The organism is Peribacillus sp. QJM3NY_7, from assembly GCF_056173225.1.
In genome coordinates this window covers 3,429,446-3,454,846 of record NZ_CM149663.1, presented here as the reverse complement: position 1 = coordinate 3,454,846, position 25,401 = coordinate 3,429,446, and the positions used below count along the sequence as shown (strand labels likewise).

Sequence of the window (25,401 nt, the reverse complement as noted above, 5' to 3'; positions counted from 1 at the left end):
CAGCTTCATGTCACCTAAGGAACCGGGGCGTCAAGTGGACAAACCGCCCGTGAATACCTGATGAGTTTAACTGAACATCAGTTGGGATTATCCTTACTGATGAAAGATTCCTTTAAATGATGATGAATACAACCTTTTCCTTTAAAAGGAAATTATGAAAATCAATAATGCAAAGCAACCGTAATAAATGCATTCATGAATTTCGTGACTTTGACAGAGATATAGTAGCAGAAAGGGTGAATAGCAATGCCAAAACCGGTAATTGCGATAGTCGGTCGTCCGAACGTGGGAAAATCGACAATCTTTAATAGAATAGTTGGAGAACGGGTTTCGATTGTTGAAGACGTTCCAGGAGTGACCCGGGACAGGATTTATAGTTCGGGTGAATGGTTGACACATGATTTCAACATTATTGATACAGGTGGAATTGATATCGGTGACGAGCCGTTCCTAGAACAAATTCGCCAGCAGGCTGAAATTGCCATTGACGAAGCTGATGTGATAATTTTTATGACGAATGGTCGTGAAGGTGTAACAGCTGCTGATGAAGAGGTCGCAAAGATACTATATAAATCAAGAAAGCCGGTTGTCCTTGCAGTAAATAAAGTCGATAACCCAGAAATGAAAGATCAAATTTATGATTTCTATGCGTTAGGTTTTGGCGATCCATTCCCGATCTCCGGGTCTCATGGACTTGGCCTTGGTGACCTTCTGGATGAAGCGGCTAAACATTTCCCTAAATTTGACGGCCCGGATTATGCTGATGATGTCATTAAATTCAGTTTGATTGGAAGACCGAACGTAGGTAAATCTTCTCTGGTCAATGCATTGTTAGGTGAAGAACGCGTCATTGTCAGTGATATTGAAGGTACGACTCGTGACGCGATTGACTCTCCGTATAAGTATAATGGCAAAGAGTATGTCATTATTGATACAGCAGGGATGCGGAAAAAAGGCAAGGTGTATGAAAGTACGGAAAAATATAGCGTACTTCGTGCATTAAGGGCAATTGAACGTTCAGACGTTGTTCTTGTAGTCCTGAACGCTGAAGAAGGAATTCGTGAGCAGGATAAGAAAATTGCGGGATATGCCCATGAAGCGGGTAGGGCGGTCATCATCGTCGTCAATAAGTGGGATGCCATCGAGAAAGATGAAAAAACGATGAAGGATTTTGAAGAAAAGATCCGTGCTCATTTCCTGTTCTTGGATTATGCGCCAATCATTTATCTTTCTGCCTTAACGAAAAAACGGACACATACCTTAATACCGGTCATTGATCAGGCTAGTGAGAATCATGCTATCCGGGTTCAGACAAATGTATTGAATGAAGTGGTTATGGATGCCGTGGCAATGAATCCGACACCGACTCATAATGGAAACCGTTTGAAAATTTACTATACGACACAGGTAGCCATCAAGCCGCCAACTTTCGTCGTATTCGTTAACGATCCGGAGTTATTGCATTTCTCATATGAGAGATTTTTAGAAAATCGAATTAGGGATGCCTTTGGTTTTGAAGGAACACCAATACGAATTTTTGGACGCCAGAGAAAATAGTAAAGGTGGTTATACCGTGGTAAAAGAAAAAGAAAGTATCGCAGTGATTGGAGCGGGGAGCTGGGGGACTGCTTTAGCGCTTGTAATCGCTGATAACCAGCATGAAGTGAGATTATGGGGACATAATCAGAAACAAATCGATGAAATCAATCAAAATCATACGAATGAAAAATACTTGCCTGGGATTGAATTGCCTTTGGGGATTAAAGGTTATTCTTCCCTTAAGGAAGCATTGGCCGGGATTGAAATAATTATTTTGGCGGTGCCGACAAAAGCCTACAGGGAAGTGCTTGGCCAGATTAAAGAGGCTCATGATAAACCATTGACGATCGTTCATGTGAGTAAAGGAATTGAACCTGATACACTGCTTCGTATATCAGAAATGATTGAAGAAGTCTCTTCGGCGGATTGGCTTAAAGATATAGTGGTTCTTTCTGGACCGAGCCATGCAGAAGAAGTCAGTTTACGTCACCCGACAACAGTTGCCGTTTCTTCAAAGAATATGAAAGCTGCCGAAAGGGTTCAGGACATCTTTATCAATAATAATTTCCGTGTCTATACAAATCCGGACTTGATTGGTGTTGAAATCGGTGGGGCATTAAAGAACATCATTGCTTTGGGTGCCGGCCTTACGGATGGTTTAGGCTACGGGGATAATGCCAAGGCTGCATTAATGACACGAGGGTTGGCTGAAATATCCCGTCTAGGGGTGGCCATGGGGGCTAACCCACTAACGTTTTCAGGTTTAGCTGGGATTGGCGACTTGATCGTCACTTGTACAAGCGTTCATTCCCGTAATTGGAGAGCTGGGAATATGCTTGGTAAAGGGCAAAAGCTTGAAGAAGTTTTGGAAAACATGGGGATGGTCGTTGAAGGTGTCAGAACCACTAAAGCCGCCTATCAACTAGCCCAAAAGTACGAAGTGAATATGCCGATCACCGAAGCCCTGTACGATGTTTTATTCAATGGGGAAGAAGTGAAAAAGGCAGTTGACCTTTTGATGAATCGTTCAAAAACGAATGAGATGGAAGAACTTTTTAACATATTGGATAGCAGGCAGCAGGATTAATCTCCAATCTGTTGATTTTCATAAAAGAATTTCATTAAATTAGGCATTTGATGATGCGCCTTGCCGTGTATCAGCATACAATGCAACGAAAGTAAACTAGTAATTTGACCTCGGCACGGGGGATTTAGTCAAATGAGCAGAAGATATCTAAATATCTTCTGCTTTTTTTTATTGGCAAAAAATCTTCTATTTATGAATAATTGAATAGATTATTCGATTTTGCATAAATCATTCTACATATTTCCTTGTTTTTTGTTAAAAATCGACCCTTTTTTTTGGTATGAAAATTGCGAAGTGTAATATGACCAAAAATTTATAAGGGAGGCTAGAAAAGTTTGTCTTAACTTTTCTCGCATAAAAGGAAGGGGAATGATACATGCAAACAGGTAATCTGAAAAGGTCATTAAACTTGTGGCATATCGTATTGCTCGGTGTTGGATATATGACGCCGATGGTTGTTTTTGATACATTCGGGATAGTTTCCGAAAAAACCGGGGGGCATGTGCCGACCGCTTATATCATTGCTCTTTTGGCAATGTTGTTTACAGCAGCAAGTTATGGGAAAATGGTTAAAATATATCCGCAGGCAGGTTCATCCTATACGTACACACAAAAAACGATCAGTCCGCATTTAGGATTCCTCGTCGGGTGGTCTTCGTTACTTGACTATTTATTTTTACCGATGGTGAACGGCATTTTGACAAAAATATACTTAACTGCTCTTTTTCCGGAAGTATACCCATGGATATGGGTGGTGGCATTTGTCCTTTTAATGACAGTCATTAACTTATTCAATGTTAATTTTGCGGCCAACTTTAATAGCTTCCTGGTTTTTTTTCAAATGTTGGTCATCGTCATTTTTGGGGTACTTGTCGTTAAAGGAGTCATGGGTGGAGAAGGGACTGGAGAGGTCTTGTCGGTTCAGCCATTCATCGGACCCCATATGGAAATCTCGACGCTCATAACTGGTGCAACAATCCTTTGTTTTTCTTTTTTGGGGTTTGACGCAGTCACTACTTTATCGGAAGAAACACCGAATCCATCCAAAACGGTCCCCCGGGCCATCTTTTTGACTGCCCTGATCGGAGGGGTTTTATTCGTGACGGCATCATTCTTTACACAGTTATTTTTCCCGGATATTTCCCGTTTTAGCGATCCTGAAGCAGCTTCTCCGGAAATTGCCCTTTTCGTGGGCGGGAAGTTATTTCAGGCATTCTTTCTTGCAGGAACCTTATGCGGTACCCTTGCCTCCGGTCTTGCATCTCACGCTAGTGTTTCTAGGTTGCTATATGTCATGGGGCGTGACCAAATGATTCCGAAAAAACTATTTGGGTTTGTCCACCCCAAGTACAACACGCCATTTTTTAATGTCATTTTTGTCGGGTCGATATCACTGGTTGCCTTATTCCTTGATTTGGTTACGGCCACTTCCCTCATAAACTTTGGGGCATTAATCGCTTTTACCTTCGTGAATATTTGTGTAATCGTCCATTCGATAAGAAACAAAAGCTTCAGAACGATTAAAGGATTTCTTTCAACTATTCTGTCCCCCGTTTTAGGCGCGGCTTCGGTCTTCATCCTTTGGCTTAATCTCGAGATGAGTTCCTTGATTTTAGGAATAGTCTGGGCGGTAATTGGGATTGGTTATCTTCTATATCGGACAAAATGGTTTACGGAATCCCCTCCGCTATTCCAATTTGAAAAAGCACAGTGAATTTATTCTACTGTTTCATTACACGAGGGAGGGTGTTATATGCCTGATGAGAAATGAAGAGGACATTAATGCTATTGCTTGTTGTCTATTTCCGTTCATGGCGTTAGCAACATGTATTCAGCGCTTAGGGCAAGAATATGTCGCTTAGTATGGTGCCCGGGAGCTTTCATGGTAATGCTTTTCCCGGCGTACGGTTATGTAATGTGGCAAAGTCATTCCTTCGGCAGGTTCGGTGTAGGTTTATATGCAAAAGTCCATTCATACATACGCCTGTTTTTGCAGGTTAGTCGACACTGATGGATTAATTATTCATTTCAATTATATTGCTTTTAATAAATTTCCTTTTGTACTGACCTTTCCATAAGCATTGAATTTACTGATTATTGTGACGGATCCCGTGTCATGGTTGGGAAAGTGGGTGTTATTTATCTGGGAAATTATGTAGGGGGATGAATAAGGAATAGCGACGGGGGCAGAAGCATGGAAGCATATATGTTACCCTTGGTTCCTTATAGTGTTGAAAACAGGGTATGAAGCCGTAATGACGGTATGGAGGGAGCTGTCCTATCTGTATAAAAAGCCCTGGCAGAGGACGGCCATCCACGAATCATAACAAACAGGAATAAGCAAAATTCAAACATGATTGGAATGTATAAGATAAGGTGGACGGTCTTTTATAAAATAAGTCTAAGCTGCATATCAGGTTTTTAGGTCAAAAGGGTCCGTTAAAGGACCCTTTTGTCGTGGGATGAGTAAAGGTAAATGCTGGATATGAGTAATGGTGCCTCTTATTTTTTATCTTGCAATTCGGAATTGTGATAAAATATAGGTTAGGTTACAAAAGGAGAGTGAAACTGTGTTATCTATTCCGGATGATAAAATTAGACCATTCATAACTATAACAATTGATCAGCCTACATTTTCAGACCAAAATATTCATGAGATACAGGAACCTTTCTTCTTTCTTATGAAGGAAAATCAAGTGTTTGCGTATATCCGCATGGATGACCTCCCGTTAAATGAAAAAATAACGACAGTCGATCAGCTTTTACAGTATGCTTTTTCGATTGATAATGTCTGTAAATTGCACCCTAACATTTCCTTGCCGCATTTGTTTCAAATTATCGGTGAGCCTATCGTACTGATAAAAACGGATGATGGCCTGCTAACCGGTTATGTAAAAAGGGAAGATGTATTAGCTGAATTATTCAAGCAGGACAGCAAACAAAATTTAGACCTGTTAAATGTTATATTAACCTCCATTCCTATGGGGATATTTGTGGCTGATAAAGAAAAGAATATCGTGAACTTCAATGAATCAGGCTTGAAGATGATAAAAAAACCTTCTGAACAAGTCATTAATGAACCTGCTGCGAGCATCTTCAATAAGCAGCATATACATAGCGTGTTTGCCAGCGGGAGCAGTATTCTGAATCAGTTGGAGATTACTGATGTCATGAGTGTGCTTGTCGACTATAGCCCGATTCTGAACCATGAAAAAGAAGTCGAAGGCCTGATCATCATCGTTCAGGATTTACCGATGGTTGAGGAAATGGCCATGGAAATAGAATTGATAAAAAGCTCGAATAAAGATTTGAATGCCATTTTAGCGAATATCTATGATGAAATACTTGTAGTCAATCAAAAAGGAGAGCTGCTGCGCTATAGTGACAGCATCATCTCGGGATTCTGGGGGAAGGACTTAAAAGATTATATCGGGAAGAATCTCTTGCAATTAGAGGATGAAGGGATTTTTAATCCTTCGGTAACCCGGTTAGTCCTTGAACAAAAAAAGAAAGTATCGATTGTCCAAGATACGAAAATGAATAAGAAAGTCCTTTCCGTCGGCACCCCTGTGTTCAATGAAAAAGGGGAAATAGATCGAATAGTCATTGCATCAAGGGATATAACTGAAACGACACAATTGAAATCGGAATTAAATGAAATGAGGAAAGAACTGGACTCTTTCAAAAAACAGGATCAATTTTATAAAGAGTTGGTTTTTGCAAGTCCTAAAATGGAGCAGATAATCAGCCAAGTCAAGAAAATCGCCCATTTTTCATCTACTGTATTAATTAATGGGGAGTCGGGAGTAGGTAAAGAAGTGATAGCTGAAGCCATTCATAAAATGGGCAGGCGATCTAAAATGCCTTTCCTGAAGATAAATTGCGGGGCGATTCCGGAAAACCTTCTCGAAAGTGAATTGTTTGGTTATACGAAGGGTTCCTTTACAGGAGCGGATAAAAATGGGAAGGTAGGATACTTTCAGCAGGCCAATAAAGGTGTTTTATTCCTGGATGAAGTTGGTGACATGCCCATACATCTGCAAGTCAAGCTACTGCGGGTACTCCAGGAACAGGAAGTGATTCCGATTGGCAGCACTACACCCATTTCCATTGATGTTCAAATTGTTGCGGCCACGAATAAGAGTCTGGAAAAAATGGTCGAGATGGGCACGTTCCGGGAAGATTTATTCTATCGGTTGAACGTCATACCCATACATGTGCCCCCATTAAGGGAAAGGCCGGAGGATATCCCGCCGCTAGCCTTTCATTTCCTGCAAAAACTGAATGAAAGGTATCAGCGGAATTATCACTTTTCCCCTGATGCATTAAATATACTGGAAGTCTATACTTGGCCGGGAAACATTCGTGAGTTGCAGAACATGATTGAAAGGTTGGTTGTTTCGGCAGATGAAGAGATGATCGATGCTGACTTCATTCAAAGGTTCATACCTGTGGGCAGTGACTTTAAACAAACGAAACCCATCATTACGAGAATCCTTCCGCTGCAGGAAGCGCAGGATCATGTGGAAGAACAATTGATCATGCTTGCCATGAAACAGTATAAAACCACGACCAAAGCGGCTAAGGCGCTCGGGATAAGTCAATCGTCAGTGAGCAGGAAGTATCAAAAAGTGTTAGCTGAACAACAAAGTAAGAAAATCGAAAATGATGCATTTTGATCAAAAGCCGTTGCCGAGTGATGAAAATCACTTGTCAACGGCTTTTATTTTTATGAAGGCATTTTCGAAGCTTTTCAATGATTTCCCAAACTTGATTATGCAAAGTGAAATAACGATATGCATATTTGCATAGTTTTAGAGTGGTTTTTTTTAAAAAAATGCGATTTTATTGGTTAATTAACTTGGCATGCTTCTTGCTTGATTAGTAAGTATAAGAAAAAAGGGAGGTAAGCATCAAAGTTTCATAAAACAAGCAAACTTAATTAACCCATCAACTAAAGCTATAAAAAAAGGAGATTATAAAATGTCAATTAACGTAGAAAGTAAAAACACTCAAGCTAACCAATCAGCAACTCAAGATTATATTAAAAAGGTGCTTCAATTGATCGAGCAGAAAGAAATTTCAAAAGAAGATGCACAGTGGATAACAAGAGAAACGGTCGAGAATTTCCGTAACCATGTAAACCCTGGGTTTTTGGAATACCGGAAGACGGTCACTAAAGACACACAGTTCGCTTCGGTGGAGTGGTCTGATCAAGATTCCTGTTTTACGGATGTAAATGGAAAAAAATATATTGATTGTTTAGGTGGCTTTGGTATTTATAATGTTGGCCATCGTAACCCTAAAGTAGTAAAGGCAGTAACCGATCAATTGCAAAGACAAGCCCTTCATAGCCAGGACTTACTTGATCCATTACGTGCAATGCTTGCCAAGATCCTTGCCGAAATCACACCGGGAGATCTAAAATACTCATTCTTTACGAACAGCGGTACCGAGAGCGTGGAAGCTGCACTTAAGTTGGCTAAAATGTACAGTGACAAATACACGATCATTTCCACGACAAAATCATTTCATGGGAAAAGCCTTGGTTCCCTATCGGCAACGGCAAAGGGCATGTTCAGAAAACCGTTCATCCCGTTGGTTCCAGGTGTGCGCCATGTACCGTTCGGTGATGTGGATATGATGAGAAAAACGTTTGAAAGTTGTGCATTGGTCGGTGAAGATGTTGCTGCTGTGCTGTTAGAGCCTATTCAAGGTGAAGGAGGGGTCATTCTGCCTCCGCAGGATTATTTAAAGCAGGTTCGGGCATTATGTGACGAATATGATGCGTTATTGATCTTGGATGAAGTGCAAACAGGAATGGGACGGACAGGTAAAATGTTTGCATCCCAGCTATATGATGTTGTTCCGGACATTATTTGTTTAGCGAAAGCATTTGGTGGCGGTGTAATGCCTGCAGGCGCTGTTGTAGCCAATGAGAAAGTATTTAAAAGCTGGTTCGACAATCCATTCATGCATACTACGACATTTGGTGGAAATCCATTAGCTTGTGCTGCGGCCATCGCTACGATCGACGTACTTTTGGAAGAAAACTTACCGCAGCGTGCTGCGGAAGTTGGAGAATACTTCTTAAATGGGTTAAGGGAAGTGGCTGCTGAGCACAAAGATAAGGTGCTGGAAATCCGTGGCCAAGGATTAATGATCGGTATTGAGTTCCATAAAGATGAAGTGGGTTATGAATTCTCAAAAGCCCTTTTTGATAAAGGCATTTTGGTGGCAGGTACGCTTATTAATTCCAAAACAATCAGGATCGAGCCATCATTGACTATTAAGCTGGATGAAGTCGATACAGTAATTAAAGCGTTTAAAGAAGTCTTGCCAACTCTTCAATCTTAATTAAAAAAAGCAGAAAAACAGCCTTTGGCTGATTCAGACTGTAGATAAAAAGGTTTCGGAATGGTATCATTCCGAAACCTTTTTGAATTTGTAGCAGTTTTAGATAATGATGAACTCTCCAAGGTCATTATTTCCACCATTTCTCCCCTTCGTCAAGTCCAGGTGGCCATCTTCTTTACATGAATGGGAACCTCCATTCTACTAATCTGCAAGAGGTGTTCTAAGTAAACATTTCAAGCTGATCAAAGGTATCCTCACCACCTCGAGTATTCACCCTTAAATAAGGAGCTTATCTTCCTGTTAACACAAGGTTGACTGGAACGGAACGTACGAGACTCCTGCGGGAAAACGGGGCCAAGGGAGACCCCACAGGCGCTAATAGAGCCGAGGGCGGACCTTCCGGTAAAGCGAGTGCCCTACGTTCCAATCAACGGTCAAATTTTAAACACCTTAAAAAACTGTCGACAAACTCAATTATTATCGAGTTTGTTTATAAACTGAAACAGTCATTGCGCTGTTTTTTTGTTGCTTGGAGGAGGGAATAATTACATATTTCTCGTTTTATAACTTGATCTCAGAATTTTTTTTCACGAGAACGAGTAATGAAAACGGGAATTACACAGATTGGACAAGGATTTAATTCCTTTAACGTAATTTGGTATGTTATAATAATTTCTGGAAAAAGGAGTGATGAAGATATGACACCTGCTCTGCAAAAAATGTGGATATCCTTTATAGCTATGGGCTTTATGGTTATCTCTATATTTCTAATCTACTTAAGCCGCTATAAATTAAAAGGTTTTTGGAGAGTCTTGACAGCAATTATCGCATACATACTTATGATTCTGGCCGGCTTGATCATCCTTATCGTTGTTCTTAGCGGGCCAACCACTTGATAGGTGAGGAGAAATGATGAGAAATTTTTTCAAAATATTATGTTTATTATGCATCTCTGTATCATTATCCGGCTGCTTATATCCGGAGAAGCAAAAAATGCAAAACCAACTGCCTTATAAAGAACAAATACAATCCGTCCAAAGTGCAGTGGATCAATTTCAGAAGGATGAAGGCGGCATACTGCCGATAGTTACTAAAGATGCAGGGACACCGATTTATCAAAAATATGTCATAAAATTTTCTAAGATTTCGCCGAGGTATATGGCTGAACCGCCTGACAATGCCTTTGAATCAGGGGGTGTCTTTCAATACATCCTCGTTAATGTTGAAAAAGATCCGACTGTAAAGCTGTTGGATGTCAGGATGGCGCAGAAGATTCAGGATGTTTCCTTGAGATTGACTGCCTATCAGCAAAGCAACGGATACCCGCCGTTTAAGGAAAGGTTATCCGATAATGTCTTCACGCTTGATTATGAAAAGATGGGCCTGAAGGAAGCTCCGACGGTCACGAGTCCATTTTCACAAAAAGATTTATACCTTGTAGTCGATGGTCAAGGCAGCGTTTTTGTTGATTATACCCCGGATTTACTTGAGGCATTGAAGAAGAATGAGGGGGAAATCAAGCAAGGTGAAGATATCCGGGAACTGCTGGTGCAGAGTTCGGAGTTCGTCCCTGCCTATTCGTTACCATATACAATTGATGAAAAAACAAATACTCCAATATTTCTTACAAAATAGGCATAACCCTTCTTCTGCAAAATATATTGTAGGGGAAGGGTTATTTCTTTTATCTTTATTTCATCTTACTTTTAAAATAACAACCCTTATATAAAAATTTCTGGTGGAGGAAGGGATTGAACCAGGGAAATAAATGGAATAAATTTTTAGGACAACATCATAGATATATATTGTCCTAAATAAATGCAAATGGATAAACGAAATCCCAAAACTCTAATTCGGGAGGGGATACCTTGGAAAAGGTAGATATTTTTAAAGATATAGCTGAACGGACCGGTGGCGATATATACTTGGGGGTGGTCGGTGCCGTCAGGACTGGAAAATCCACATTTATTAAAAAATTCATGGAGCTAGTCGTCATTCCGAATATACCGTCTGAGGCGGACCGCGCCAGGGCACAGGATGAATTGCCACAAAGTGCTGCCGGAAAGACGATCATGACGACGGAACCCAAATTCGTACCGAACCAGGCAGCATCGATTCAAGTAGCTGAGGGTCTCGACGTGAACATCCGTTTAGTCGATTGTGTCGGTTATACAATACCCGGGGCAAAAGGGTATGAGGATGAAAATGGTCCCCGCATGATTCACACGCCTTGGTATGAAGAGCCGATTCCGTTCAATGAAGCTGCCGAGATCGGTACTCGTAAAGTAATTCAGGATCATTCCACATTAGGTGTGGTCGTTACGACGGATGGTTCGATAGGAGAAATCCCGCGAAGTGATTATTTAGAGGCCGAGGAAAGGGTCGTCGAAGAATTGAAGGAGGTTGGCAAGCCATTTATCATGATTGTCAATTCCGTTCAGCCTCACCACCCGAATACGGTAGCACTGAGGGAATCCTTGCAGGAAAAGTATGATATCCCCGTATTGGCCATGAGTGTCGAAGGAATGCGGGAATCGGATGTTTACAGCGTACTGCGCGAGGCCTTGTACGAATTTCCTGTTCTCGAGGTCAATGTTAATCTCCCGAGCTGGGTAATGGTTCTGCGCGAGGATCATTGGTTAAGGGAAAGTTACCAGGAAGCGGTTAAAGAGACAGTCAAGGACATTAAGCGCCTGAGGGATGTTGATCGTGTAGTCGGTCATTTCAATGAATTCGAGTTCATTGACCGTGCAGCGCTTGCAGGCATTGAGATGGGGCAGGGGGTTGCAGAAATAGACCTATACGCCCCGGATGAACTATATGATGATATTCTGAAGGAAATTGTCGGTGTGGAGATTCGGGGCAAGGATCATCTGTTATCATTGATGCAGGACTTTGCGTATGCGAAAGCAGAATATGATCAGGTGGCCGATGCGTTGAGAATGGTTAAACAAACTGGATATGGTGTCGCAGCCCCATCCCTTAACGATATGAGTCTTGATGAACCGGAAATCATCCGCCAGGGAGCCAGGTTCGGTGTCAGGCTAAAAGCTGTAGCTCCTTCCATCCATATGATCAAGGTCGATGTCGAATCCGAATTCTCGCCAATCATCGGTACGGAAAAGCAAAGTGAGGAATTAGTACGGTATCTGATGCAGGATTTCGAAGACAATCCACTTTCCATTTGGAACTCCGATATTTTTGGAAGAAGCCTAAGTTCCTACGTAAGGGAAGGCATACAGGTGAAATTAGCGATGATGCCAGACAATGCACGCTATAAATTAAAAGAAACACTTGAGAGGATTATTAATGAGGGCAGTGGCGGTTTGATTGCCATCATCTTATAGAAAACGTTTAAGGCCGGACCAACTCCATTTATGGATTGGTCTTTTTACATGGAAGAAACGGCAGGATCGAAAGAAAAATATCATTTATGAACGCTAATATTTGAATTAATCTGCTATTCTTTAGTATAATCTTGAAAAAACCTTGTGGTTAAGCGATTTTCAGCAATATAATAAGTTTAATTTCTATAAAAAAGGGAAATGATGAATAGCGAAAGACAAAATTTATAATATATACAATTTTTGATGAAAAGATTCCCATTATTTTTTGAATTCCCTTGCTAAGCTTATAGGATTTGTGATAATCTACATACAGAAAACGCGTTATAACAGCGATTTCAACCTATTTATAAATTTCTGGATGAATTATTTGGAAATTAAATCGGCTTGGTAATCCTTGATTGTCAGGGAATGAAAATTTTTTGACCGAAGCTAATATCAAATCACTATTATAGTGTTGTAATAATGATTTTTTATAAAGATTCCTTTTGGGAGGAGGTGAATGGCATGAACAAAACAGAATTAATTAATGAAGTTGTTACAGCAACTGAAATTTCTAAGAAAGACGCTACAAAAGCTGTTGATGCTGTTTTTGATACAATCTTAGAAGCTCTAAAAAACGGTGATAAAGTCCAATTGATCGGTTTTGGTAACTTTGAAGTTCGTGAACGTGCGGCTCGTAAAGGCCGTAACCCACAAACTGGTGACGAAATCGAAATTGCAGCTAGCAAAGTGCCAGCTTTCAAACCCGGTAAAGCGCTGAAAGATGCAGTGAAGTAATTCTACCATTACATACGGGTGCTTAACCGAAAAGGGCCGCGTGAAAACGCGGTCCTTTTTTTGCTTCTTAATTTCCATCTGTGATAATATAAAAGACAGTGAATATTTTAGATACGCTTCAGATGGTAAATCTGTCACAAGAAAATACCCATCCGAAACCGCTTCTGGCGAAACCGCCTTTAAAGGGCTTGAATCTTTGGGTAATCGGTCGCTTTATAATTGCAATTATGGATTTCCGGGTGCAACGCGCTTTGGTTTTTTTATCTGAATACATAATATTATTGATTTTTTAGGAGGTACAAAAAATGGCTAATGTTGATCATGCCAAATTAGAAGAAGCGGTTAAAATGCTTCTCGAGGCTGTAGGGGAAGACCCAACGAGGGAAGGACTGCTGGATACTCCTGCTCGTGTAGCCAGAATGTATGAAGAAATTTTTTCTGGACTTAATCAGGATCCAAAGGAATATTTCGATACTGTTTTTGGGGAGGACCATGAAGAACTCGTACTTGTAAAGGATATTCCGTTTTACTCGGTATGTGAACATCATTTAGTCCCTTTTTACGGGAAAGCCCATGTAGCATATATTCCGAAAAACGGAAAAGTGACTGGTTTAAGCAAATTGGCACGGGCGGTTGAGGCTGTATCGAAGCGTCCGCAGCTTCAAGAGCGCATCACTTCTACAGTTGCAGACTCGATAATGGAAAAGCTCGAGCCTCATGGTGTAATGGTTGTAGTCGAGGCTGAACATATGTGCATGACCATGCGAGGCGTGAAAAAACCCGGATCTAAAACAGTGACTTCAGCTGTAAGGGGAACGTTTGCGAAGGATCACCGTACTAGAGCTGAAGTACTGGCATTCATTAAAGACTAAGGATATGGGGGCAGGAAAAAATGAATGATAAAAAGATTCTGAATGATTTTGTCGTAATCAAAGCCATTGAGGATAGTGTGAATGTCATCGGGTTGACAAGGGGAACGGACACCAAGTTTCACCACTCCGAAAAACTGGACTCAGGAGAGGTGATGATCGCACAATTCACGGAGCATACCTCGGCAATTAAAATCAGGGGCCATGCAAAGGTCTATACTCCATTCGGAGAGATAGAAAGTGATTCCAAAAAGAATTCACCTGACAAATGATCGTTTCTCAATGCTTGGTTAATTATAAATCAATCACCTGATACGCGTTTAACAAGCTGTAAATTTCCCGCATCCATTTTTTGAAGAGCAAAAGTCGATGATTTCCTTGTTTTTGGAAGTTTCATTTTATAAACGTTGACCATTTCATCTGATTGTTTTTATGGTATAATAATGTGTATTTTACACAGACAGAAACCAATATGTATGTATGAAAAAAATTATCTTTCGGGGATGCAAGGGTGATCTCAATTGTTAAACATAACGGACGACATAAGGCAATTAAAACGATTAATAGAAACGAAAGCTCAACATCCATATTTGTTGAAGTATATACAAAAGCCAAGCTTGGACGAAGATAAACTGATGTTGCTTTGGGGATTGTTTAACGATTTGGACGTTACAAGCGAAAAACGGAATCAATACATCATTTCAACCATGTTAGTGCAAATAGCTTTGGATACCCATGAAATCGTCTCAAATTCGGGTGAAGGAATCGAGTCGCCGGAGGTATTGAAAAATCGCCAATTACAAGTGCTTGCCGGTGATTACTATAGTGGCTTATATTATCAAGGGCTTGCCAGTATAGGTAATGTTGATATGATCCGTATCCTTTCAAGCGCGATAAAAAAAATAAATGATAATAAAATCATTCTATACCAACAAGGGTCGATTCAAGATGTACCAACGCTTTTAATGACGATAAAAGCGATCGAGGCTTCGCTGATTCAGAAACTTGCGGATTACTATAATGAGCCTGTCTGGATAGAGATATCGGAAGATCTGCTGCTTTTAAAACGGTTGCATGCCGAGAAGAGAAGTTATATGAAGTCGGGGGAATCAATAGTTTTTGATGTCCTAAGGGAAATGCCTTTTGATGACTCGATCGGTGGGGATGTTCCCATTTCGGAAAAGGAAGAACAGGTACGCACCCAATTCGACAAGTGCCTGAGGGATGCCAGGCAATCCGTAGAACGCTCGATGCGGAAGCTGGCAAAGTTGGATGATGAACTACTGGAAAGAGTGAAGGCCATCTTGGAACAAACAGAGAGTATGGCAAATTCATATGTGAAAGAAGGGTGAATCATGGAGCAGTCTAAAGAGCAAAAAGTTCATCATGTCTTTGAAAAGATTTACGGAAATTATGACAAGATGAATTCCCTCATCAGCTTTAAACAGCATCTTAAATGGCGGAAGGCTACAATGGCCATCATGAATGTCCCAAAAGGCGCCCATGCACTGGATGTATGCTGTGGAACAGCGGACTGGACCATTGCCCTTGCTAATGAAGTAGGACCAGAAGGAAAGGTTGTTGGTCTGGATTTTAGTAAAAACATGCTGAAAATCGGCGAACAAAAGGTGAAGGAACTCAATCTGGATCAAGTTTCCCTAATGCATGGGAATGCAATGGAACTTCCTTTTGAGGATAATAGCTTTGACTATGTCACGATCGGTTTCGGGCTGCGGAATGTCCCTGATTACATGAAAGTGCTTAAAGAATTAAACCGTGTAGCGAAGCCAGGTGGTATGGTCGTTTGCCTGGATACGTCACAGCCAACGATGCTAGGCTTTAAACAGGGATATTATTTTTATTTCCGTTTCATCATGCCCATGTTCGGCAAATTATTCGCAAAAAGCTATAGTGAATACTCATGGTTGCAGGAATCGGCTCGAGATTTCCCAGGCATGAAAAAGCTTGAAAACATGTTTAAGCAGGCAGGAATGGAAAATGTCAGTTATAAAGCCCATTTCGGTGGGGTAGCAGCAACGCATTTCGGGTACAAGCCTTCAAAATAAGCAGAATAGCAATGGACAAAGCTGGGTGGAATGTATGAAATTTAAAATGATGTATTCATTTTTGAATGCAGATTTGCAATTAATAGAAAAAGAACTGGAAGCCGCAATTGAAGCGGATTCCACGGTTTTAAGGGAAGCTTCCCTGCATTTACTGCAATCCGGTGGAAAACGGATCCGTCCGGTATTCGTCCTATTGGGTGCGAAGTTTGGCAACTATGATATTCATGTCGTAAAGCATGTCGCAGCGACTCTGGAACTGATTCATACGGCTTCCCTTGTACATGATGATGTTGTGGATGATGCGGATTTACGCAGGGGGTCGGCTACCATCAAGTCGAAATGGGATAATCGTGTCGCCATGTACACAGGCGACTTCATTTTTGCTCGTGCACTGGAAATGATGGCGGTCATCGAGTCTCCGCTTGCGCATCAAATTCTCGCTGATACCATGGTTGAACTATGTCTTGGGGAAATTGAACAAATTAAAGATAAGTATAATTTCGAACAGAATTGGCGGATATATTTTAGACGGATCAAACGGAAAACGGCATTGCTCATTGCATCCAGCTGCCAGTTGGGAGCCATTTCAGCAGGTGTTGAAGAGGCAATTCACGAAAAGCTATTTAAATTCGGATATTATGTCGGTATGTCCTATCAAATCACCGATGATATATTGGATTTTACGGCGTCGGAAGAAGAGCTTGGTAAACCGGCCGGGAGTGATTTGATTCAAGGTAATATCACTTTACCCGTTTTGATCGCTATGGAGGATCCAAAGTTAAAAAAGCTTATCGAAACTGTTCGGGAAGATACGCCAATAGATGAAATGTCCCATATAATCAATGCGATAAAAACTTCCGGTGCCATTGAACAGGCAGCGAGGATCAGTGATATGTATTTAGAAAAAGCTTTTACTGAGTTGAAGGGTCTTCCTGCCATTAAAGCTAGAAAAACTTTATCGGATATCGCGAAAAATATCGGAAAAAGAAAGTTTTGATAATGGGAGTTGCGAAACTCATCAAACAATGGTAATATTCTAAAAGTATTGCCTTATATAGGCAAATAACAATGATACATATTAGGAGTGACATTCATGGAAAGAACTTTTTTAATGGTAAAGCCTGACGGCGTTCAACGCAATTTAATCGGTGAAATCGTTTCCCGTTTCGAAAAGAAAGGCTTCCTTCTTGCAGGAGCAAAATTAATGGTCATTTCTCAAGAATTGGCTGAGCAACATTATGGCGAGCACAAAGAACGTCCTTTCTTTGGCGAATTAGTGGACTTCATTACTTCAGGTCCTGTCTTCGCAATGGTTTGGGAAGGTGAAAATGTAATCGCTACAGCACGTCAAATGATGGGTGCTACTAACCCTAAAGATGCAGCAGCAGCAACAATTCGTGGCGATTTTGCGGTAACTGTCGGCAAAAACATCATTCACGGATCTGATTCAGCTGAAAGCGCTGTACGTGAAATCGGTTTATTCTTCAAAGAAGAAGAACTTGTTGAGTATTCTAAACTTGTAAACGAGTGGGTTTATTAATTAGTACTCATCACTATATAGGAAGCGGGTTTCATCGTCATTATGCGATGGAACCCGTTTTTTTTTGCGTTGCTTTTTTAGCTTCCCGGGATGGTAAGGAATTATTGTAGTTTAAAGAAAATATGGCACTCTCCGATATATAAAGGGAAGGACCACTTAAATAATTATGTGCAGGGGAGTCGTAGGAATGCCTCAAGAATATGAAGAGTTTATTCGTAATATCAAAACGCTGACAGGCATTGATTTGGCATTATATAAGGAAGGGCAAATGAAAAGGCGATTGAAATCTCTATATGAAAAAAGAGGATATCATTCATTTCGTGAATACCATAAAGACATTCAAACCAATCCCGAAGTTTTAAATGAGTTTCTGGATAGAATGACAATCAATGTTTCCGAATTTTATCGAAATGCGAAAAGATGGAAGGTGTTGGAGCAGAAAATCCTTCCAGGTTTATTAGCAAGCAAAAAAAAGTTGAAGATTTGGAGTGCGGCCTGTTCAACTGGCGAGGAACCATACACACTTGCCATGATTTTATCCAATCTGGTTCCACTTAGCCAGATAGAGATATTGGCGACGGATCTGGATGAAAATGTGTTGGCGCGAGCGGAATTGGGGATGTATCCTGAACGTTCCTTAAATGAAGTGCCTGAAGAAATCAAAAGGAAATACTTTGAAAAAAAAACGGATTTTTATCGCGTTGATGAAGAAATCAAGAGAAGGGTGACATTTAAAAAGCAAAACCTTCTCGCTGATCGTTTTGAACAGGGGTTCGATTTAATCATTTGCCGCAATGTGCTAATTTATTTCACGGAAGAAGCCAAAAATTTGTTATATGAAAAATTCAGTGCATCACTAAGAAGCGGCGGGGTTTTTTTTGTAGGAAGTACAGAGCAAATATTCACCCCTGGAAAATATCAATTTGAAACGATCGACACATTTTTTTATAAGAAAAAGTAAATACTATTTAAAAAAGGGACTGATTCTGCTCATGGGCGTTCAGTCCTTTTCGTTTGTCGAGTAATAGCAAATCCAGTAGAACTCTGATTTGAAAGAAAAACTATATCGAAAATGTTTAAGTGCTTGTAAAATAGAGTGAAAAATGATTAAATTCAAACAATATGGTTTTTACGTTTTACATATACCCACATTTCATAAAATTGTGGTATATTGATACATATACACTTTAAAGTGCTAAAAGGGGGCTGGAAGATGAGATATTTAACAGCGGGAGAATCACATGGTCCGCAACTGACTACTATCATTGAGGGATTACCGGCAGGAATGCCGATTTCGAATGAGGATATCAATCAAGAATTGGGACGCCGGCAAAAAGGGCATGGACGTGGAAGAAGGATGCAGATCGAGAAAGATCAGGCTTTTATTTCTTCAGGAATCAGACATGGCTACACACTCGGTTCACCGGTTGCTTTGGTGGTCGAGAACGATGATTGGAAACATTGGACAAAGATTATGGGAAGTGAAGGGCTTTCAGAAGAGGAAGCTGAAGAAATTAAACGTAAAATCACCCGGCCTCGCCCTGGTCATGCCGACTTGAACGGCGGGATTAAATATGGGCACCGCGATTTGAGAAATGTTCTGGAACGATCTTCAGCCCGTGAAACGACAGTAAGGGTGGCGGCAGGTTCTGTCGCAAAAAAACTATTGTCTTTATTGGGGATAGAAGTGGCATCGCATGTTTTGGAAATTGGCGGAGTGAAGGCAGAACCGCCAAAATACGAAACGATCCAGCAATTGCAACAGGTAACAGAAGAATCTTCCGTTAGATGTTTCGACAAAAACGTAGAGCAGCAGATGAAGGATGCAATTGATGAAGCGAAACAAAAAGGAGATTCCATCGGCGGAATCGTCGAAGTCATTGTAGAAGGAATGCCGGTAGGAGTGGGAAGTTATGTGCATTATGACCGTAAGCTTGATGCAAAACTAGCCGCAGCGATAATGAGCATCAATGCATTTAAAGGGGTGGAAATAGGTCTAGGATTTGAAGCGGCCCATCTATTCGGCAGTGATGTCCATGATGAAATCGCATGGGATGAAGAACAGGGTTATTACCGGAAAACCAATCGCCTTGGAGGTTTTGAAGGCGGTATGACAACTGGAATGCCAATAGTTGTACGCGGTGTGATGAAGCCGATCCCCACTTTATATAAACCTTTGAAAAGTGTTGATATTGATACGAAGGAAGTGTTTGAAGCAAGTGTCGAGCGTTCCGATAGTTGTGCGGTTCCTGCGGCAGCAGTAGTTGCTGAGGCGGTAGCGGCATGGGAACTGGCGGCTGCCATCGTTGATCAATTCCCTTCAGATCGTTATGAGCAATTAGCAGAGTACATAAGATCATATCGGGAAGAAGTAAAGGGGTTTTAAATCATGGAATCCATCCAAATAAAAACGGCTTCCAAGCAATATCCGGTTTTAATTGGCAAGAAGGCAATCAATGAATTGCCCGAATTAATAACACATGAGCTGAATCATCTAAACAAGATTCTGATCATAACTGATGAGAAAGTGGCGGCACTTCATTTGCAGACTGTGAAGGACGCCCTGATCAAGACGGGAAAACCGGTCTTGCATCATGTAGTGCCAGAAGGGGAGCATGCTAAAACATTCGATGTGTTTTATGAATGCCAAAGCTTCTGCTTAACACAACAGATTAATCGAAAGTCATTGATTATTGCCCTTGGCGGCGGTGCAGTCGGTGACTTGGCTGGATTCGTTGCAGCTACATTTATGAGAGGGATTCCATTTATACAGGTTCCGACGACTTTGCTTGCCCACGACAGTGCAGTGGGCGGCAAGGTTGCCATCAATCACCCGCTAGGGAAAAATATGATTGGGGCCTTTCATCAGCCTGAAGCGGTCATTTATGATCTGGAATTTTTAAAGACTCTGCCACTTAAAGAATTAAGGTCAGGTTTTGCAGAAGTCATTAAACATTCCTTGATAGCAGATAATGAGCTTTATCTATGGTTAAAGTCGAATATTGTTGATTTGAATGATATAACGGATGAGCAATTCCTTACCATGATTACAAAAGGGATTGGCATTAAAGCTAAAATTGTCGAAGAGGATGAGAAGGAAAACGGCATTCGTGCCTTTTTGAATTTTGGTCATACGCTTGGACATGCAGTGGAAGGTTCAATGGGATACGGAAACTTTACGCATGGGGAATCGATTTTAATCGGGATGGTATATGCTCTTAAACTAAGCAGAAAGAAAGTGGATCTTGATTTTAAACTAGATGAGTTTATTGCCTGGGTTTCTTCTTTAGGTTATCAAATAACCATTCCAACCCGACTTGAACATGAAATGCTGCTAGAATTAATGAAAACAGACAAAAAATCGGTCAATGATGCAGCTACCTTTGTCCTGCTAAACGAAGTGGGGTCACCGCTATTAATGGATATAGCCGACTCTGAGCTGATAGAGGAAATGGCGGAGATGATTTAGAGTTCAGTAGAAGGGGGACTACGTGTGATAAGAGGAATAAGGGGTGCCACTACAGTAGAAAGTGACACAGAAATGGAAGTGATTTCTGCTGTCGAAAAGTTGATGGCCGAGATCATTCAGGTCAACGAAGTTGATCCCGATATGGTAGCTTCTGTATTTTTTTCTGCTACGGAAGAGATTCGTTCTGTCTTCCCTGCCAAAGCCTTGAGGAAATTCGAAGGCTGGACTTATGTACCGGTTACATGCATGAAAGAAATACCGGTGAGCAATTCCTTGCCATTTTGCATCCGGGTCATGATCCACGTAAATACGACAAAATCTCAAAAAGAGATACAGCATGTATACCAGGCAGGGGCTACGGTATTACGGCCAGATTTGACAAAGCAGATATAAGATGATTATAAATCTATTAATATGATATACTATTCTCACACTTTCTTACTTTAAAGTGATAAAAATATAGAGGTGATTGACATGAAATGGAATGAAGCGGTCCTTTCCTTGAAGTCTTATCAACCGGGAAAATCCACTGATGAAGTGAAAAAATTATATGGGCTGGAAAAAATCACGAAATTAGCTTCAAATGAAAATCCTTTTGGCTGTTCGGAAAAGGTCAAGGAATCCGTTAGGAATTCAACCCATTCGTTTGCCATCTATCCAGATGGATATGCAACGATGCTAAGGGAAGCTGTTGCGAAACATACAGGTGTGAAAGAAACTCAGCTTATTTTTGGAAATGGATCTGATGAGAACATTCAAATCATCTCCAGGAGTCTATTGGGAGCTGGAAAGAATACGGTCATGGCAACAGGCACTTTTTCGCAGTATCGCCATAATGCCATACTAGAAGGAGCGGAAATAAGGGAAGTTCCTCATATTGACGGTGCTCATGATCTAGAAGGAATGCTTAAAGTAATAGATGATGAAACATCGGTTGTATGGCTTTGTACACCAAATAATCCAACAGGTAAATACATTTCGGAACAGGACTTATTATCGTTCATCGAAAAAGTGCCGGAAGATGTTCTTATCGTTTTGGATGAAGCTTATTGTGAATATGCAACGGCTGAGGATTACCCTAGAACGAATCAATGGATCAATAAATATAAAAATTTGATCATACTCCGGACTTTCTCGAAAATTTATGGACTTGCCAGTTTTAGGGTAGGGTACGGTTTGGCGGATGAGGATATCATCCAGAAACTAGATCCATCCCGGGAACCATTCAATGTGAACACATTTGCACAGAATATTGCTATCGTCGCTTTGGAAGATCAGGACTTCATTGAAAAATGCAAGGAAGAAAATCAAAAAGGGCTAAAGCAGTACTATGAATTTTGCAATAAGGAAAATTTGGCTTATTACGCGTCACAAGGTAATTTCATCTTTATCCATTTTAAACAGGATGCCGATGTGGTATTTCAATATTTGCTTGAGCGCGGCTTCATCGCAAGGTCGGGGAAATCTTTCGGTTTTCCTAACAGCCTGAGGGTAACGATTGGTTCTACGGAAGAAAATGAAGGAATGATCCATGCTATTAAAGCTTTTTTGAATGAAGTTGAGGCACCTTCTGATTCGCTGCTTTAACGTTTCATCAAACCTAGAGGAGCATAAAAGATGCGGGGGAGAGAAGAGTGAAGGGTAAGGTTTTTGTAATAGGTTTAGGTCTAATAGGCGGATCACTGGCCATGGCTGTACGCCATGCACATCCTGAAGCCGTGATTGTTGGTATGGACCTAAGTGAAAAGAATATTCAACTATCGATGCTATTGGGGATCATTGATGATTCTGTATCATCTTTGGAAGCGGGAGCATGTGAAGCTGATTTGATTCTACTTGCTGTGCCTGTCAATGAAACCGTGAAGATTTTAGCTCAATTGGCTGATATGGATTTGAAAAGTGATGTGCTCATATCTGATGCAGGAAGTACGAAGGATACAGTCGTTAAGGCAGCGAAACCATTGATAGATAAAGGGGTGGCCTTCATCGGGGGGCACCCTATGGCTGGTTCCCATAAGAGCGGCGCTGCGGCAGCCAAATTACATTTATTCGAACATGCATTTTATTTGCTTACTCCCGGGGAAACCATCAAAGAAGAAAAAGTTGAGCAGCTGAAAGGGTGGCTGCAGGGGACAAGAGCTAACTTTCTTATTGTTAGTCCTGCCACACACGATAAGCTGACTGGGGTCATTAGTCATTTTCCGCATATTGTCGCATCAGGGCTCGTTAAGCAGGCAGAAAATTACAGTAAGGAAAACAAGTTGATTTCAAGGCTCGCAGCAGGTGGATTCCGGGATATTACCAGAATCGCCTCAAGCAGTCCGGAAATGTGGCGTGACATTTTGTTACATAACCGGGATGTGCTGCTTGAATTAATGAATGATTGGCTGAATGAAATGGAGCATATAAAAGGTCTGGTTGCGAATGAAGAAAGTGAAGAAATCCTTCGATTCTTTACCGATGCCAAGATTTTCAGGGATGATTTGCCGACACATGCGAAAGGCGCCATACCAGCGTTTTATGATTTATATATCGATATACCGGATTATGCCGGAATAATTTCTGAGATTACCGGATATTTGGCACAAGAAGGTATCAGCATTACAAACATAAGGATCATTGAAACCAGGGAAGAGATATACGGTGTGCTGGTCATCAGTTTCCAAACGGATGTTGATCGCATAAAAGCTGCGGAGTGTATTTCAAGACATACAGATTATGAAACGATCCTGGCATAATAATATAGGGAAGGATGGTTTTATGAATACTAAAAAATTACAAACAAAAATCCAAACATTGCGTGGTTCGATTGCCATACCTGGAGATAAGTCGATCTCCCATCGTTCGATAATGTTTGGAGCCCTTGCCGAAGGGGAAACGACAGTAACTAATTTTCTGCCAGGAGCTGATTGTTTAAGTACGATTTCCTGTTTTAAGCAGCTTGGAGTCCATATTGAACAAGATGGCCAGCACGTTAAAATTGAAGGCAAAGGTTTTAATGGATTAAAGGAACCTGAATCAGTACTGGATGTCGGAAATTCTGGTACCACGATCAGGTTAATGATGGGCATATTGGCAGGACAGGATTTTTCAGCCGTTTTGGCAGGTGACGAATCGATAGCCAAACGTCCAATGACCCGGGTAGTCAACCCTCTACGTCAGATGGGAGCAACCATTGATGGCCGAAAAGGAGCCGAATATACCCCCCTCGCCATAAGAGGAGGCAAATTACAAGGGTTTCGCTACGAATTGCCTGTAGCGAGTGCACAGGTGAAATCTGCGATAATCTTGGCCGGTTTACAGGCAGAAGGTGAAACGATCATTATCGAACCGGAAGAGACCCGTGATCATACAGAACGAATGATCCAGGAGTTTGGCGGTAAAATCGAAAAGGACGGCCATACGATTAAAGTAAGCGGAAATCAAGTCTTCAAAGGGACGGCCATCCATGTGCCGGGTGATATTTCTTCGGCAGCTTTCTTCATGGTGGCTGCAGCGATTACGGAAAATAGTGAAGTGGTATTAAAGAATGTGGGCCTTAATTCGACAAGGACTGGAATCATCGAAGTCATGAAATCGATGGGGGCTGATATCACGATAGAGAAGAAGACGAGCGAGGGAGAACCTGCAGGTGACATCACGGTCAGAAGCTCCCGATTAAAAGGAACGACCATCAGCGGTGATTTAATTCCCCGTCTCATCGATGAAATACCGGTAATTGCACTTCTGGCGACACAGGCAGAAGGGATAACGACGATCAAGGATGCAGCAGAATTAAAAGTGAAAGAGACGAATCGAATTGATACTGTTGCAAATGAGCTTTCCATTCTGGGGGCAGATATAACCCCGACAGCAGACGGATTGATCATCAAAGGCCGTAAAGCCCTGAATGGAGGTATGGTTACAAGCCATGGGGATCATCGTATCGGGATGATGCTTGCTGTAGCGGCTTTGATAACGGATGGGGAAGTGGAACTTGCCGACCCTGATGCCATCGATGTATCATATCCACAATTTTTTGGGCATTTGACGCAATTGATAAAGTAAATTTAAAAAAAGTTTACATACCTTATTTGGTCTGTAAACTTTTTTTAAATGCTTAAAAGTGTTGAAAGCGCTAACATCAGGGGTGTTTTGTACCTGAATTGATCATGAAAATAATGAAAAAGGGGTTCAAGATCAAAAAGGAGATTTACCGTAGCATGGAGAATTAACTAGTAACCTTTTTTTAATGAGAATGGGAGGGGACTTCATCGATGGAATACAAGGCTGCAGTATGGTAAACTAATGAATACTGTTTACTATGCATCTCGCGATTACAAGGTATTTTGTTCTTAATGGCAGAGTATG

General features: G+C 41.1%; 22 protein-coding genes. All 22 read left to right on the top strand.

All coding sequences use genetic code 11. The features are described 5' to 3' along the window. Positions 1 to 246 precede the first annotated feature (246 nt). Entirely contained in the window at positions 247 to 1,557 is a 1,311-nt protein-coding gene (gene der / locus AC0VX1_RS16450) for a ribosome biogenesis GTPase Der (RefSeq protein WP_034308039.1), read from the top strand. Between the two features lie 16 nt (positions 1,558 to 1,573). Continuing rightward, positions 1,574 to 2,626: an NAD(P)H-dependent glycerol-3-phosphate dehydrogenase gene (locus tag AC0VX1_RS16445; protein WP_413000890.1), complete on the top strand. Its 1,053-nt coding sequence runs from the start codon at positions 1,574 to 1,576 to the stop codon at positions 2,624 to 2,626. Positions 2,627 to 3,002: 376 nt separating this feature from the next. Further along, positions 3,003 to 4,340, top strand: coding sequence for an APC family permease (locus tag AC0VX1_RS16440; protein WP_413010998.1), 1,338 nt, complete (start codon positions 3,003 to 3,005; stop codon positions 4,338 to 4,340). 856 nt (positions 4,341 to 5,196) lie between these two features. After that, positions 5,197 to 7,305, top strand: a complete 2,109-nt coding sequence (locus AC0VX1_RS16435; RefSeq protein WP_475467985.1) for a sigma-54 interaction domain-containing protein — start codon at positions 5,197 to 5,199, stop codon at positions 7,303 to 7,305. 304 nt (positions 7,306 to 7,609) lie between these two features. Next, the gene (locus tag AC0VX1_RS16430) at positions 7,610 to 8,983 is read left to right on the top strand and encodes a putrescine aminotransferase (protein ID WP_475467983.1); all 1,374 of its coding nucleotides are present in this window, start codon (positions 7,610 to 7,612) and stop codon (positions 8,981 to 8,983) included. A 698-nt stretch (positions 8,984 to 9,681) separates the two neighbouring features. After that, positions 9,682 to 9,879, top strand: a complete 198-nt coding sequence (locus tag AC0VX1_RS16425; RefSeq protein WP_048681698.1) for a DUF2768 domain-containing protein — start codon at positions 9,682 to 9,684, stop codon at positions 9,877 to 9,879. A 13-nt stretch (positions 9,880 to 9,892) separates the two neighbouring features. Next, positions 9,893 to 10,618, top strand: a complete 726-nt coding sequence (locus AC0VX1_RS16420) for a hypothetical protein (protein ID WP_413011002.1) — start codon at positions 9,893 to 9,895, stop codon at positions 10,616 to 10,618. A gap of 233 nt (positions 10,619 to 10,851) precedes the next feature. Continuing rightward, positions 10,852 to 12,330, top strand: a complete 1,479-nt coding sequence (gene spoIVA / locus AC0VX1_RS16415) for a stage IV sporulation protein A (RefSeq protein WP_034308024.1) — start codon at positions 10,852 to 10,854, stop codon at positions 12,328 to 12,330. 504 nt (positions 12,331 to 12,834) lie between these two features. Continuing rightward, the gene (locus tag AC0VX1_RS16410) at positions 12,835 to 13,107 is read left to right on the top strand and encodes an HU family DNA-binding protein (RefSeq protein WP_034308023.1); all 273 of its coding nucleotides are present in this window, start codon (positions 12,835 to 12,837) and stop codon (positions 13,105 to 13,107) included. Positions 13,108 to 13,412: 305 nt separating this feature from the next. Then, positions 13,413 to 13,979, top strand: a complete 567-nt coding sequence (gene folE, locus AC0VX1_RS16405; RefSeq protein ID WP_034308020.1) for a GTP cyclohydrolase I FolE — start codon at positions 13,413 to 13,415, stop codon at positions 13,977 to 13,979. A 20-nt stretch (positions 13,980 to 13,999) separates the two neighbouring features. Then, entirely contained in the window at positions 14,000 to 14,248 is a 249-nt protein-coding gene (gene mtrB / locus AC0VX1_RS16400) for a trp RNA-binding attenuation protein MtrB (protein WP_034308017.1), read from the top strand. A gap of 249 nt (positions 14,249 to 14,497) precedes the next feature. Further along, positions 14,498 to 15,328, top strand: coding sequence for a heptaprenyl diphosphate synthase component 1 (locus AC0VX1_RS16395; RefSeq protein WP_106026837.1), 831 nt, complete (start codon positions 14,498 to 14,500; stop codon positions 15,326 to 15,328). A gap of 3 nt (positions 15,329 to 15,331) precedes the next feature. After that, a complete protein-coding gene (locus tag AC0VX1_RS16390) occupies positions 15,332 to 16,042 on the top strand; it encodes a demethylmenaquinone methyltransferase (RefSeq protein WP_034308012.1) in 711 nt (236 codons plus the stop codon). Between the two features lie 34 nt (positions 16,043 to 16,076). After that, positions 16,077 to 17,039: a heptaprenyl diphosphate synthase component II gene (hepT, locus tag AC0VX1_RS16385; RefSeq protein ID WP_413023415.1), complete on the top strand. Its 963-nt coding sequence runs from the start codon at positions 16,077 to 16,079 to the stop codon at positions 17,037 to 17,039. Positions 17,040 to 17,135: 96 nt separating this feature from the next. Continuing rightward, positions 17,136 to 17,582, top strand: a complete 447-nt coding sequence (gene ndk / locus AC0VX1_RS16380) for a nucleoside-diphosphate kinase (RefSeq protein WP_034308008.1) — start codon at positions 17,136 to 17,138, stop codon at positions 17,580 to 17,582. Between the two features lie 187 nt (positions 17,583 to 17,769). Beyond that, positions 17,770 to 18,543, top strand: a complete 774-nt coding sequence (locus tag AC0VX1_RS16375) for a CheR family methyltransferase (protein WP_475467980.1) — start codon at positions 17,770 to 17,772, stop codon at positions 18,541 to 18,543. Positions 18,544 to 18,795: 252 nt separating this feature from the next. Further along, positions 18,796 to 19,968 (top strand): chorismate synthase, encoded by a 1,173-nt coding sequence (gene aroC / locus AC0VX1_RS16370; protein ID WP_475467978.1) that lies wholly within the window; start codon positions 18,796 to 18,798, stop codon positions 19,966 to 19,968. Between the two features lie 3 nt (positions 19,969 to 19,971). Beyond that, complete coding sequence (gene aroB / locus AC0VX1_RS16365) at positions 19,972 to 21,051, top strand: 3-dehydroquinate synthase (RefSeq protein ID WP_475467976.1); 1,080 nt, start codon at positions 19,972 to 19,974, stop codon at positions 21,049 to 21,051. Between the two features lie 24 nt (positions 21,052 to 21,075). Further along, positions 21,076 to 21,444, top strand: coding sequence for a chorismate mutase (gene aroH, locus AC0VX1_RS16360; protein WP_082609239.1), 369 nt, complete (start codon positions 21,076 to 21,078; stop codon positions 21,442 to 21,444). 81 nt (positions 21,445 to 21,525) lie between these two features. Continuing rightward, the gene (gene hisC / locus AC0VX1_RS16355; RefSeq protein ID WP_475467974.1) at positions 21,526 to 22,638 is read left to right on the top strand and encodes a histidinol-phosphate transaminase; all 1,113 of its coding nucleotides are present in this window, start codon (positions 21,526 to 21,528) and stop codon (positions 22,636 to 22,638) included. Positions 22,639 to 22,685: 47 nt separating this feature from the next. Beyond that, positions 22,686 to 23,789 carry a prephenate dehydrogenase gene (locus AC0VX1_RS16350; RefSeq protein ID WP_413011014.1) on the top strand — a complete coding sequence of 368 codons (1,104 nt, stop codon included), beginning with the start codon at positions 22,686 to 22,688 and terminating at the stop codon, positions 23,787 to 23,789. 22 nt (positions 23,790 to 23,811) lie between these two features. Then, on the top strand, positions 23,812 to 25,098 hold the full coding sequence (aroA, locus tag AC0VX1_RS16345) for a 3-phosphoshikimate 1-carboxyvinyltransferase (protein ID WP_057276292.1): 1,287 nt from the start codon (positions 23,812 to 23,814) through the stop codon (positions 25,096 to 25,098). Positions 25,099 to 25,401 lie beyond the last annotated feature (303 nt).